The sequence below is a fragment of the uncultured Pontibacter sp. genome, assembly GCF_947499215.1.
In the GTDB taxonomy this organism is placed as follows: Bacteria; Bacteroidota; Bacteroidia; order Cytophagales; family Hymenobacteraceae; genus Pontibacter.
Genome location: NZ_CANMNI010000001.1, coordinates 543,265 through 556,933, shown reverse-complemented (window position 1 = coordinate 556,933; position 13,669 = coordinate 543,265). Strand labels below are relative to the sequence as shown.

The 13,669-nt window shown below is 50.0% G+C and carries 9 protein-coding genes; 4 read left to right on the top strand and 5 right to left on the bottom strand.

The genetic code is table 11. The features are described 5' to 3' along the window. Positions 1–69 precede the first annotated feature (69 nt). Positions 70–2,505: an outer membrane beta-barrel family protein gene (locus Q1A04_RS02415; RefSeq protein ID WP_299700690.1), complete on the bottom strand. Its 2,436-nt coding sequence runs from the start codon at positions 2,503–2,505 to the stop codon at positions 70–72. 323 nt (positions 2,506–2,828) lie between these two features. Continuing rightward, on the bottom strand, positions 2,829–3,089 hold the full coding sequence (locus Q1A04_RS02410; RefSeq protein ID WP_299700688.1) for a hypothetical protein: 261 nt from the start codon (positions 3,087–3,089) through the stop codon (positions 2,829–2,831). Between the two features lie 288 nt (positions 3,090–3,377). On the opposite strand from Q1A04_RS02410, the gene Q1A04_RS02405 reads away from it, so the two are divergent. The 3 genes from Q1A04_RS02405 to Q1A04_RS02395 all read left to right on the top strand — a co-directional run bounded on the left by Q1A04_RS02405 (position 3,378) and on the right by Q1A04_RS02395 (position 4,692). Beyond that, on the top strand, positions 3,378–3,809 hold the full coding sequence (locus Q1A04_RS02405; RefSeq protein ID WP_299700686.1) for an STAS/SEC14 domain-containing protein: 432 nt from the start codon (positions 3,378–3,380) through the stop codon (positions 3,807–3,809). Positions 3,810–3,996: 187 nt separating this feature from the next. Continuing rightward, complete coding sequence (locus Q1A04_RS02400; RefSeq protein ID WP_299700684.1) at positions 3,997–4,266, top strand: hypothetical protein; 270 nt, start codon at positions 3,997–3,999, stop codon at positions 4,264–4,266. Between the two features lie 117 nt (positions 4,267–4,383). After that, positions 4,384–4,692: a DUF6122 family protein gene (locus Q1A04_RS02395; protein WP_299700682.1), complete on the top strand. Its 309-nt coding sequence runs from the start codon at positions 4,384–4,386 to the stop codon at positions 4,690–4,692. A 179-nt stretch (positions 4,693–4,871) separates the two neighbouring features. Here the strand turns inward: Q1A04_RS02395 and Q1A04_RS02390 are convergent, their stop codons facing one another. Further along, positions 4,872–5,513: a DUF3347 domain-containing protein gene (locus Q1A04_RS02390; RefSeq protein ID WP_299700679.1), complete on the bottom strand. Its 642-nt coding sequence runs from the start codon at positions 5,511–5,513 to the stop codon at positions 4,872–4,874. A gap of 158 nt (positions 5,514–5,671) precedes the next feature. Here Q1A04_RS02390 and arsC point away from each other — a divergent pair, with 158 nt between their 5' ends. Then, positions 5,672–6,013 (top strand): arsenate reductase (glutaredoxin), encoded by a 342-nt coding sequence (gene arsC / locus Q1A04_RS02385; protein WP_299700676.1) that lies wholly within the window; start codon positions 5,672–5,674, stop codon positions 6,011–6,013. 67 nt (positions 6,014–6,080) lie between these two features. Here the strand turns inward: arsC and Q1A04_RS02380 are convergent, their stop codons facing one another. Then, on the bottom strand, positions 6,081–8,459 hold the full coding sequence (locus tag Q1A04_RS02380) for a BamA/TamA family outer membrane protein (RefSeq protein ID WP_299700673.1): 2,379 nt from the start codon (positions 8,457–8,459) through the stop codon (positions 6,081–6,083). 7 nt (positions 8,460–8,466) lie between these two features. After that, on the bottom strand, positions 8,467–13,560 hold the full coding sequence (locus tag Q1A04_RS02375; protein ID WP_299703622.1) for a translocation/assembly module TamB domain-containing protein: 5,094 nt from the start codon (positions 13,558–13,560) through the stop codon (positions 8,467–8,469). Positions 13,561–13,669 lie beyond the last annotated feature (109 nt).

Here is a 13,669-nt window from a genome sequence, read left to right as displayed (position 1 = left end):
CTGCCCTCAAAATAAACAGCCCTCGCATAGGTTGATGCGAGGGCTGAGTAAGCTAACAAGTATAATTAACTAGTTTCCGGTTCTGTTGATTTCCTCTAGGTTGATGTTGCGCTTTTTGGCTTCAAAGGATTTGCCTTTAGCGAAATTGTAGCGGAGATTAATACGTATGCTTTGGTTGCCTTGGTACTGAACGATCGAGTTCAGGTTGCCATCCATTTCGGTTCTAACTTTCAGCATGCGGGTTTTGAAAATGTCCGTGGCATTTACTGAAAGCGTCAGGCGGTCATCCATAAAAGTCTTTTTCACACCGGCATCCAGCCACCACTGACTTTTTATCTCATACAGGCCATATACACCAGGGCCATGGAAACCAGCGTTCAACTCGAGCCGGATATCTTTTGGCAACTGTATGTTCTGATTAGACTGCAGCATGACGAACACTTGGTCGTTTACAATGTTTTCGGTTTTCACCTCCTGAGTGTATCGCTGGTAGGCCAGTGTGGCCGTGTTGCTCATTTCCCACTTGCCTGATAGTTGCACCGGCGCTACCAGCGTACCATACACGTTCTTATAATTACTTACATTGCGCTGGCTGAACACCGTGGTGTTGTCTTCGCTGTTGTATACCGGTACCTCACCGATAAAGTCAGAGGTTACTGCGTAGCCCATCATCAGGTTGTAGCGCTGCTTCAGGGTCTGCGTTACCTCAAACGAGTTGGTGTACTGCGGCTTCAGTTCCGGATTGCCCTGTGACCAAGTATAAGGGTCGAGGTAGAAGATAAAAGGGTTCAGCTGTCCGTAGAACGGGCGGTTGATGCGGCGGCTATACTTGTAGCTCACCTCGTAGTTGTCGCTCACCTTCTGCTGCAGGAAAACGCTTGGGAAAAAGTTAAGGTAACTGCGCTCGGTTGGGTCTTCTAGGGAAATTAAGTCTCCCTCTGAAAAAGTCTGCTCCGCACGGAGGCCTGTCACGATTTTCCAAGTGTCATTAATTTTGGTGGAGTAGTTTACATAGCCAGCCAAGATATTTTCGGTGTAAATGAAGTGATTGGTGCGCTTCGGGTCAAGTGTTTTACGGCCGTCGGTTACCTCATAGAACAGCAGCTCGTTGTCTGATACCACATGGCTGCCTTTGGCACCTAACTCCAGTTTGCCATGCTGACCTATTTTCTTTCCGAAATCCACTTTAGCAGATAGGATGTCGTAGCCTGCTGGGTTATAGCTTGTCAGGTGCTCTTGACTTGCCAGCTTACCATCGCTCAGGAAGAACTGATCATTCTTGAAAACAAAGTCTGTTTCATCGGTAATACGGGCGTAGTCTAAATCTGCAGTAAGGGTGGTGCCCAAGGTGTCGAGTTTGCCGTTGTAGTGGAGGTTAAAAGTACCGTTGCGATAAGTGCTCTCATGCTCGTTGGTGGCATCTATGAAGCGGCTGTCCGCTGCCATAGGGCGGCGCAGGTTCGATGCGGTGTTAAAGATCCCTTCATTGGCAGAGTAGAACATGTTGCTCATAAAGCCGACACTGTGGCGGTCGTTTATATCGTAGTCCGTGCCAATTCTAAGGCTGGAGTTAAGGCGCTCGCGTTCTTCGTAGCCTTCTTGATCGAAGAAGCTTTTGCCTGCCGGGTCGTTAAAGATGCGCTCCATGTCCATGTCGCGGAAAGACATGCGGCGGGACAAATCCACGCCAACTGTCGTGTTCCACTTGCCCTGCTTGTGGCTCAGGTCGAAACCAGAGGTATAGGTGCTGAGGCGGTTATACTGGTAGCCGGCATACACATTGCCGTTCATGCCAAAAGCTTCATTCTTTTTTAGGTTGATATTGATAATGCCTGAGGAGCCCTCCGCATCGTAGCGGGCGGATGGATTGGTGATGATCTCCAAGTCTTTCAGGTTTTCAGCGGCCATACCTTGCAGCAGGTTCTGCAACTGTTTGCCATTAAGGAAAGACTGCTTCCCATTGATCATGACCTGCACCCCGGGCTTGCCGTTCAGGGAGATGTTACCGTCCTGATCGATCCATACGCCGGGAGATTTCTCCAATACTTCGTAAGCGGTGCTGCCTGTAGCCAGTGCCGTGCCTTCCACACTTACTACCATCTTTTCGGCATCGTTGGTAATTGTGGGGCGCATGGCCTGCACGGTAACTTCTTTTAGGGTTTTCACATCGGGCTGCAACTGCAGTTTGCCGAAGTTCCTGCTAAAATCAGTGCCGGATACGTCAAACACTTCCGTGACAACCGGCAAGTAGCCCAAGCCACTTACCTTCAGTTTGTAGCTGCCTTTCGTCGGCGTTTTGATGCGAAAGGTTCCATCCATTTCAGCGATCGCGCCTGTTACAACAGCATCGGAAGAAGCGGAGAGCACCGCTACGTTGACAAAGCCCAAGGCTTCGCCTTTCTCGTCGATCACCGTTCCGGCTAGCATTCCCACAGATTGTGCTAAAGCATTGGTTGTGAGCGTTGTAATAAGTGTTAATGCGAATAAGTAGAATAACTTTTTCATAGTATTATTTTGTTAGCGTGTATGGTAATTGAATGATGCAAAGCTAATGTATAGTACTTTGTAATGCAAGGTACTGTTTAGTTTATTATATGAATCAATCAAATTACTCCGCCAACTGCCCTAAATTTCCGACGAATGTTTTTGCGTAACTGGAAATCTGGACGAAATGGATACTATGGTAAGCACAGGCCTTTTGCACGATGTGGATATAGAATAGATGCGAAAGAGGGGCAAACGGTTGCTCGAGGTGGGAACAATATTTATAGGGGAGGAGAGTAGGAAAGAGAATTTGCTACTCAGCGGCTAGGACAAGCGGGATTGTCTCAGTTTGAGATCGGATTCAAAGTCCTAAAGTGGTTAGGGTGTCGCTCACGGAGCAGGCGCAGCATGTAGCGGAACACATAATAGCGTTCATGTTGCTTTTCATCTTTATCGAGTGATTGGCGATAGTCAAGCGTTTCCAGAAGTCCGGCTGTGTCTTGATACAGTAAGTAACTGTAAACTCTGTAGAAATATTTCTTCGCTGCAGAAGGCTTTACCTTTAAGCCTGTAACTTCACATACTGCTTTTTTTAAATTCTCCATGGTAAGACCCTATGTTTATGATTACAAGCTGGTTATGACGTTGTTGAAATTTAAAACTACAACAGCTTTGTCCATGAAAAAATGACTGATATCACTTTATAGCTTAAAGGGTCTGAAAACTTGGTGAATGCATAATATCAGCTCAAAAAAATAAGGCACTAATTTTTTTTACATTGAAATACAGTGAGTTAAGGCTGTTAAATCGGAGTCTCCACTTAATAATCAAAACGAGGCACGATTTTGATACGTTTATGAATATAACAGTAAATAATTTACTGTTATAAAGATATGCCTAGCACCCCCTATATTAATATCGAACTGAATCCAGAGTATAATTTGGTTCAAAGTCAATGGCTCAGAGCGGTTGACAGCGCAGAGTATCGGAGATCTTTAAAGAAAACCTATGACGCTATAAAAGTAAACAGTGTAGTATGCTGGCTAGCGGACATTACCCGCCTTAGTTCGCCGAACATGATAGATCAGAAGTGGACGGCAGAATTGTTAGGCAAGCGCATGTCCGCTACACGTTTACGAAAAATAGCGCTGGTGCTACCGGACGATCTATTCTTAGAAGTGGTGGTGGAGAAAATAGGAGAGCAGGTAGTGCGCATGACAAAAAACCAAATTCAAATTGCCTACTTCAATAGCCATGCGTCTGCTTTTCAATGGCTATTGTCTAGGAAAGACTCAGAAGGACTTTTTAGGGAAGACATTTCATAAGGCATTTACATAGCTCAATTACATGGTAAATGTATAAGTATGGTGGGTATAATGACATAATTCAGAGGTAGAAGAGTTATATTTAATTAAAAATAGAATAATATTATAATTTAGTTTGAACTTTTGGTTGTTGAAGGCTGTACTAATCTTGGTATTTATTAACAACGATTAGCACATACGCACGACTATGAAAGAGCTCGAAAGAATCCAGAATGCCCTACGCCACAGCAACACCCTTGTAATTAAAGACAAAGAGAAAAAAGTGGAATGCTCCTTTATCAAAGAGGGGCTTGTGTACGACAATTTTCAAATAGAAAATAAAGTGCTGGCTTCAGCGCTTCATGAAACAAGCTTAAACGGTATTGTGGAGGGTTTGAATTTTGAGCGGCTTAAAAATACCTATGACTGGTTCGCACTTCGTGTTAAGTCCAGAATGTTATTAGATGCCTTGAAATAGTGAATTCCATAGCTGTACAAAAAGCCCTTCGCAATTTTCTTGCGGAGGGCTTTTTGTTTGTGCTCGTCTTATGCTGATACTAGTAACCCTCAGTCAACAGAAAGAGTACCCTGCTGTATGACATTATCATTTGCCATACACATGCTGCTGCACGTAGGAGTGCCCTTACTGGTAGCAGCCCTTTTTTACAGAGAGCAGTTTATGCGGGCTTCGCTGCTCATGCTGGCTGGTCTAGCCATAGACGCCGATCATTTGCTTGTGAGGCCCATTCTAGATCCTTGGCGCTGCAGCGTGGGTTTTCATTTGCTACACCAGTACTGGATCATCCCATTTTACGTATTCTTAGCTCTTTTCCCTAAAACAAGGCTTGTCGGACTAGGGCTCGTCATCCATATTATCCTCGACTGGATTGATTGTTATGTATAGAATTTAGGTGTTTAAGAATTTTGGAGTTGAGCAGTTCCGTTTAGGCGATGTATAAAAGTATAAATGCCCGATCTAACAAGATCGGGCATTTGTAACATATGATTTTGATTTATAGAGCTGCTGAGTCTAGGTATAGTGCTTATATGAATTTCTAAACCTTCAAACTCCTAAATTCATCACTAGTTCACCACTTCCTCGTTGCTGCCGCACTTAAGCATGCTGCTTCCGAAATATGGGTTGCGAATTTCAGCATTGGTGCTCACCCAGTAGGCGCCTTGGTTATTGTTTACCATCGGGCAGTGCTGGTAGTATACTTTTTTATCGGTTGCACCAAAAGCCTTCGTCAGCGAAAACACAGCCTCCGACAGGTCCTCGAGCTGGTTGCGCTGCTCAGCAAGGTCATTGGTGCCGGCGATGGCAGCGGCGCTCTTACGCACCATTTCTACCTTTTGTTCAGCGTATTCTTTCTGCTCAGGTACCTGTAGCGCAGCTACCGGCATCGCATTAGCGGAGGTAAGCACAGCGTCGGCGGCCTCTTTAGCGGCGGCGGCATCCGACTCCACCATTGCGTCCTTCAATACAATGTATTCATCCAACAACTGGGCGAGGTTGCGCTGCATAGGCTCGGCTACCGAGTCGAACGTAGGTGTTTCCACAACCACAGTGCCGGCAGTGGGCATATTGTCTCCGTGGGCCATACCATCGTGATGTTCATGGTCGTGTGCTTCAGTTGACTCAGCGGTTTCTTGGTTGCCGTCAGACGAGCAGGACGCGAAGGCAAACATAGCCACTAGCGCTGCAAATAAGGTCGTTTTTTTCATTGGTTTAAACAGTTAGGGTATAGTTGATGCTACTTTCTAAAATGGCTGCTAATGGAGCAGCTTTCACAAAGTTAAGCAATTGTGGCGAAATAGCCGCAAAGGCAGCGTTTAGCCTATACCTGCTTTTACGTATATTTGGAAAAAGCAAAAGCAAAGCAATGGTTAGGATTTATCATAATAACAGGTGCAGCAAAAGCCGCCAGACGCTGCAACTGCTGCAAGAACAGGGGCAAGCGGTTGAAGTGGTTGAATATCTCAAAAACACGCCTTCTGCAGAAGAATTGAAAGATGTGCTCTCTAAACTCAACCTAAAACCTGAGCAGCTCATCCGGAAAGGGGAGCAGGTATACAAAGACCAATTCGCGGGGAAAAGCCATACGGATGATGAGTGGATCCGGATCATGGTCGAAAACCCTTCTCTTATCGAGCGCCCCATTGTGGTGAACGGCAACAAAGCCGCTCTTGGCCGGCCACCTGAAAATGTATTGGCTATCCTATAAGCGGGGGATGGGTTACAGGCTTTTACAGGTATAGGGTAGAGCAACTTCTTAACCCTATACCCGTGTGCTAGAATGGGTAGCCGATGGCGATGTTCAGCACCACGCCTTGCTCCCCCGGTTCGGGATTGAAACGGAATTTAAAGTCGTTGAGAACAAAGCGTTCGCCTTGTGGCAGGTAGGGCACCCGTACCGGTATACCTAAGTCAAACCTGATCACGAAAAACTCTATGTCCACGCGCAGTCCGAATCCAGTGCCTACCGCCAGTTCTTCGATCAGGTTCCCGGCTTTGAACTTAGGTTTCTCCAGATTGCCATTGCGGTCGTAGGTTTCGTTTATCAGCCAGATATTACCTGCGTCCACAAACACCGCCCCCCTGAAAAAGCCGAAAATAGGAAAACGGTACTCGGCGTTGGCCTCCAGCTTAATGTCGCCCACTTGGTCGAAAAAAGAGAAAGCCAAGGTATCCGGCACATTGTATGTGCCCGGGCCGATGCTGCGCGCCCGGAAGGCCCGGATGCTATTGGGCCCGCCGATAGAGAACTGCTTCACATAAGGCATCGTCCTAGAGTTACTGTAGGGCACGCCCACACCCGCTAAGAGGCGCGTCGCCAGCTGACTCTTCTCCGAGAAGTTTAGGTAGTAGCGGAAGTCGTTGTCAATGCGGGTATACTGGCTATAAGGCTGACCCGCAATGGTACGCGGTGGCACGGGCGGATCCGCATCGTCATCGCGGCTGTCGTTTCCCAACAGTGCTTGCACCCCGCTAATCAGGTTACCCGACACATCGAGGGTGGTGGCATTAAAGAACTGATGCGTTTTCTTCTCGAGAGCCAGCGTACTGAACGTGTGCTGATAGATAGAGCCTATAATAAACTGCTCCTCAAAACTACTCCGTAAAAAGGGATTAACCTCCAGCAAGTTTTCGAACTCCTCTGTCTGCCGGCCCAAGCGCACGTACTGCAAGTTGATCGGCGTGAGGTCATGGGTGATAGTTTGTTTAGGTCGCCAGTTATACCCATAGGAAGCGTTGAAGGAGCTCATTTGAAAGAACTGTACCCGGTTGAGGAAGTTGTATCCTAAGGTGATTCGGGTTTTAGGCACGAACGCTGAGCGTAGGTTGGGCAGATTGAAAGGAGCCACCAACCTTGGGAAAGTAAGGGTTGTCTGTGCCCCCAATTCGTAGGAGTTCAATCCAACCGGATTCTCCGAACCTGCCTCCTCACCGCTCACAACCCTACGGCCACCCACTTGGTTCTCGAAGCGTCCCGTCAGGTCAAGGGTGAGCATCTCGGACCCTTTAAACGCATTGCGGTTGCGAAACGAAACTGTTACGCCCGGCCCCGCCAAGTTGTTTGATTTGCTCACCATTTGCGCCTCCGCCCGAATAGACTTCTTCAGAGCCGGCGTCATGTAGATAAAAGCATCGAGCCGGTCGTCTCTTGCAGTATCACGTTCATACTGCAGGTTCACGAATTTGTAAGCGCTCAAGCCCGACAGTCTGCTTACGGTGAGCAAATGATTGCGCCGGCTGTACACACTGTCCCTCGCTACAAAAAGGCCCGGCACCACATGCTTGGCCCGCACATAGTTTTCGTTCGGGATGTAATTGTAGGCATCGAAGCGCAGGGTGTCGCTTACTGAGAGGCTGTCGTTGAGGGTATAATTTGCGTTAATGAAAATATTGTCAATCTTATAAGGGCGCAGCGCTTGGGAGGGAAGATCTTGCTTGAGACGCAGGAGCACATCCACTTCCTTGCTGCCCACGGTAGTGTCGGCGCTGAAAATAAGCATGTTCGGTGCGAAATAGAAGTAGCCTCTGTTTTTGAGCGCTTGGTCTATGCGGGCGCGCTCAGCGATCATCTTATCTAAATCATAGGGCTCACCTTTTACCAGCAGGGAGTTTTCCTGCATCTTACTGATTTCAGCGTGAATGGGCAGCGAGTCGCTTCGGGTGTACTCGATGTTGCGGATGCGGTATGGCTCCTGCACGGTGGCCGTCCAAGATATAGTCGCTTTTTTCTTTTTGACAGTGGTGTCGCTTTGCACGGTATTGTAAAAATAGCCGCGGTTGTGTAGGCGTGCGTGCATCACTTCGTTGATGCTGGATGTATCCACCTCCGAGAGCAACACGGGCGGTTCTCCCAGCTTGTTCTGTATCCAATTCTTCAGGCCTTTTTCCTTATCGGTGTAGAAGGCGTTGTAGATCCACAGTTTAGGGCGCATGCCCAGTATAGACGCGTTGGGTTGTGGCCGTACGGTGGCGCTCAGTTCGGTTTGCAAATCGCCGCTGCGGTTGCTGCTGTCTCCCTCATCGTTAATTTTTACATCATATCCGGCAAACAGGGCGTCCCCCTCGGGCACGGTCTTGGTGCTGCTGCAACCGGGCAATACCCAGCACAGCGCCAGACTCAAAGCGAATAGGGTATAGCGTAAAGCTGCTGTCATATTTGGCTTATTCTTCTTTAACTGTTTCTTCTACTTTTTCTTCGGCCTCTTCTTCCTCTTTGCGTTTTTCTCGCTCGTTTAGTTCGAGGGCCTGCTGCATGCGGCGCTCTTCTTTGCGGGCCTCGCGGCGTTCGAGACTTCGGAACAGGTCAGAGAAATTGTCGTAGTCGCGCACAAAGATGAGGGCCAGACCTGTTGCTCTAACATCACCCTCCAAAAAGCCCTCGTACTGGTTTCGCTGGAAAGCGCGCACCCTGAGCATGCCGTCTTTGGTAAGGGAGTACTCCACTGACACGTCGCCACCGAAGCCACTCATGTTGCGCTGCTGCTCCCGCTGCCCCTCCAAGCCGATATCGGTACCTACGCGCACGGTCAGTCTATCATCGAGGAACTGCTGGCGCATGGCCACATTTAAGTCGGTGCGGCCCTCAGCTGATCCTGAAGAGTAATCTTCATAAGAGCTCACGCCCAACTCCAAGCCAAGCCCACCGGCGTAGCGGTTGGTTAACTGGTTGAGCTGGTCGGACATTACTTGGCTCAAACTGTTACGGGCTGTTGATCCGAGTCCGCCTCCGCCTGCACTGGCTAGCGGGTCCTGTGCCAAAAAGCGTCCTAGAACGAGCAGTGCGAACACCTGTTTGTTCAGCTCCGACTCATTCTGTCGCAAAGCGATCAGCCGGCTCTCCACAGTTCCGTCCAAGGCGCCGCGGCGCTGCTCTTCCAGTTGTATGTCAAAGCCGATTTCAGGCTTTAGCATTTCTCCATTGAGGTTAACAAAGACTTCAAACGGAAGCTGGGTGCGGTAGCGGTTTTGAGCAGCCTGCTCCAAGTTACCAATCTGGTCCATTACCAGCTCCATGGGAGCGGTTTGTATTCTGTAAATCGCAGAGATCTGCATATCAGCTAGTAGAGGGTCACCGGTCCAGTTGATGTAGCTGCCTTCCGCTATTTCAAGTTCGCGCGATACGAGGTCGTAGAAGTCCATGCTATACATGCCCTCAGTAATCTCATAGCGCCCGCTCATGCTGATTTGTCCACTTGGGGTGATGCCGATGTAGAGCGGAGAGGCGCTGCCGCGCACCACCAGATTGTCTCCCGTAGTCGGATCGATAATGATTGTGATGGTTGTCGCGTCGGTCACTGTGATCTGGGCGTCCACATTGGCTCCGACAAAGCCTGTAGTAGTGGCTTGTTCTATTGCTTTACCTATGATGGCATTGAGGGAATCGTTCAGCGTCACAAACTCTACCACACCCTCCCGTTCCGCAGCGGCCACATCGTCAGCCGGGATAACGGTGGTAAAGGTAGAGTTATCGAGCACTGTTGCGCGCACGTCGATGGTAGGCTCCAGCATACTGCCTGTAATGGTGGCATCAGCGGCTAGCTGTACAGTGCCATAGAACAGGTCATTGTCTTTTGCCGTGGAGTTCATCGCCAAAAAGCGTTCGGTGTTGGCCTTCAGATCAAAGGTATAGTCGGTATAATTCTGCGTCAGGATATTGCCATTGATGTCGAGGTTATTCCCGAGAGAGTCTGTGATAGTGAAATTCTGCATGCTGATTCCCTGCTCCGTAAAGTCGAGTCGCTCATTCTGCAGGGTAAACACCGAGTTGAGCATGGTCAGGTTAAACTGGGCTTGGTTAAAGTCCAGATTGCCCCGAACGTTCGGCTCATTGAGTGTGCCGGTAATGCGCAGCTTGCCTTTGGCGCTTCCGGCCAAATCGTCCACCATGCCTGCCGTAAAGCCTCCGAAAGAGGCGATGTTCAGGTTGGCGATGTTGGCGTCGAGGTTGAGCAGGCTGGCATCGGGCTGCGCTTCATAAAAACCATTGACCTGCACTTGGTTCCCATTCCCCGTAAGGGCCAAGTCGAGGTTGTAGCGGTTGCCGCCCGCACTGTTGGCCTTCAAGGCAATATCACCCACAGGTATACCGGTATAGGCAAAGTTGCTAACGGTCAGGTCAGAGGTGAAGCCTGGGTTGCCAGCCATTAGGTCGGTAATGGTGGCGGTCCCGTTGATCACACCGGTCAGCAGGCTGTCCTGCTGCTGGAAGGATTGCATGATATGTCCGATCTCGAAATTGCCGAACTCCACCTGTAGCGGCGCCTCCGGCCGTACCGGACCCGTGCTGTTGAGCAGCAGGTAGTTGCCGTTTCGCTCCAGCCGGATATTGTTGGCGTACAGCAGATCGGTGTCGAATTGCAGGTAGTTGTCCTCCGGCACTGACCAAGGTTCCCCATTAATCACCAGCTGCTCTGGGTTGAAAGAGAAGCGGTAGCCGGTGCCTAGGCTGTTGAGGAGTCCCCCAATCACAAACTGTGCTGTGCTGTCATTGTCCAGCATCGCCAAGCGCAGGGTCAGGTCGTTGTCGCGTGCCGCTCCGTCGAGGCTCACATTGTTCAGGAGTAGGGAAGGGGAGCGAATCTCGTTTACACCCACATGGTAGCCCATCTGTTCGCGATTGCCCCGTACCCGCAGGTCAATATCCCGCAAATTATACGTTGTATAGGTGAGCTGACCCACATCGGCATCCATTTCGAATAGCTGGCTCTGCCCGTCGTAGTTGGCTGTGATCGGACCTCTGACCTGCAATTCCTCAAGGCCGGGTACAAAGGAGGCGATGATGTCTGGTCGCCGTACCTGCAGTTCCACCTCAAAATCGCCGAGGTTCAGGTTTGCCGGATAAGGCGGGTCAGGCTGCAGATCGAAATAGGCGGAGAAATGCTTGGCCAATGCGGTAGGCAGCTCGCTAAGATCGTTTGCAAAACGCATGTCTGCATTCAGTATGCTGGAGGTCAGCTCGACTTCCGTTCCCGGAGCCTGCTGATTTAGCACCAAGTAGAGCGAGTCGACTGGGTAGGATACCTGTTGATGGCGTAGCAGGACATTGTCGCCCTCCAGCGTGCCGCTGATGTCGCTGGCGTCCTTGCCTGCGAAATTACCCCGCAACTGTCCGCGCAGGCCGAGCTCTTCCTCGTAAAAGTTGAGGGCTTTCAGGTCTACGCCTTTCAGGTCCAAGTCAAACACATACACGCCCCGGTTTGGATCGCGCATGTTAAAGTCACCCTTCAGGTCGAAGTTCAGGTTTTCGTCGCGTGCTTTCGCCACAACATGGTACAGGTTGCGGTCAATACGGGCATCAACATCCACGTTGTTGTAAGCGTAGTTGTTGTAAGTGGCTTCCCTAATTCGGGCCTGCACATTGGCGCGCATGGTTTCGGGGCTTAGGCCAGTACCTTTAGCGGTAGCTTCGAAAGCAACACGGCCGACACCATAATCCTCTGTAAACAGCTGCTTAAGATCAAAGCCCGTGGTTTTGACAGTAGCTTGGAACGGCTCTGATCCTGCCGGTCCGGGCTGCATATCTACAACTGCGTTCAGATTGCCAAAGGTGCTGCGCAGATCGGCTCGCAAGTCAAAGTCCTCCAAACTGCCGCTATACCTGCCGGTCATGCTCAGGTTAGCCGGAATCCTAATCTCGGGTGGGATGGTGCCGGGAGGGGAGAGGGCCAGTATGTCGGTGCGGGTAGTGACCATGCGGTTAATGTCGAGGTCAAGGCGCAGCCTGTCAGGGTCCATGGCATTGCGCACGTTGCCACTTACGTCCACGGTAGTGCCTTGCAGACCGGCCACTTGCAGGCGCTGGATATTGAGGTTGTCGATGCGTCCCTGCGCCCGGCCATCTACTTGAATCGTGGACTTGGCTATCTTTCTGAACGATGGGTTGTCTGCCAGATCAGGCGCGAATAACAGCACATCCTGCATGCCGATGCGGGAATTGTCGATGTCGAGCTCCAAGCGAACAGACTCGAGGTCGTCGGTGAGGTCGTCCCAAGAGGTATAGCGCATGGCCAAGTCCTTGGAGATGCGGCTATGCCCGGTCTGCAGGTCAAGGTCGGCTAAGCGTGCATGGGTAGAGTCGAGAGTGATAGCCGCTTGAAAATTGTTGACACGGAAGCCGCTTTGCTCTTCCAGTTTAAGCTGGTTGAGCTGCATGCCCATGCGGTTGAGGCTATACCGGATATCCTCTGCATCCATTTCGATGTTGCTGAACTTAAGATGGTCGTAATCCATGCCACGTGGCTGTCGCGGGGCGTCTGCATTGTCCATGCCTGCCTCCAAGTCCGTGACGTTCAGTTTACCCAAGGTGACTACCCATTTTACGGGCTGCCCCTGTGTTTTCTCCACCGATTCGTCTAGCTTGCGCACCGTTTCAGCGGGATTCACGGCTAGTGAGTCACTGGGTTTGTACTTCTCCTGCACATACAGCACCTTGGAGTCGTGCAGATCCAGACTGCGGAGGTCGATGTTGGCATTGGGCAGGTCGATGTCGTTAACAGCCAGTTCCGTTTTGCCAAGCTTCAGCTCGATGCGCTGATCGGCAGGTATACTGATGTAGCTAAGTGCGAAATTCTCTATGTCTACTCCGTTCAACCCAAAGTCAAAGGTAATTGGCTCAGACTCTTCATCGGGGGGTAGTTTGGATTGCACGTAGTTCACGCCTGAATTGCGCAATTCTATGTTATCAAGGCGGTATATTTCCTCTTCGAGGTTCAATTCCTCCATGGTTGTGGTCAGTTGCCCGACCCGAGCCCTTATATGATTGCCGCCCGCCTCGTCGTTGAAGTTGACATACACCTTTTCAAGATTTATGTGTCCGAGTTCGATCTTCATGGCCGAGGTCGTATCGGCGGGCTGGGCTGCGGTAGTGTCGGTGGCAAAAGCCTCGGCTAAAAAATCGAAATTTGAGGTTGAGTCTGGCCGGATGTGCAGGTTGAGTGTGGCCTGTTGCAGGTCTATTTTGCTGATGTTTACTTCCCCTCTGATCAAGGACCAGATTTTGATGTCCACCCCCAAGCGCTGGCTATACCAGAGCGTATCCTGCTGTTGATCTTCAAGGTATACCTCTTCCAGCACAAGGGCATTGCGCCAGTCGGTTTTGAAGCGCCCTATTTCTACCCGGGTGTCAAGCATGCCCTCCAAATAGGAGGCCCCTTTCTGGGCGGCAAAATTTTGCACTTTCGGGAACTGCAGTGCGATGATAATCAATAATAATAGGCCCACTACAATGGCGAGAAACCACAGTATGACCTTGGCGATGGTCTTTCCGATATGTTTAGCTGATGCGATATGTGTATAGGGTTTACTGTAAGCCTTTACGGAAGAATGCTAACAAGGATAGAATTTTTTACTAATGGCTATGGTGGCT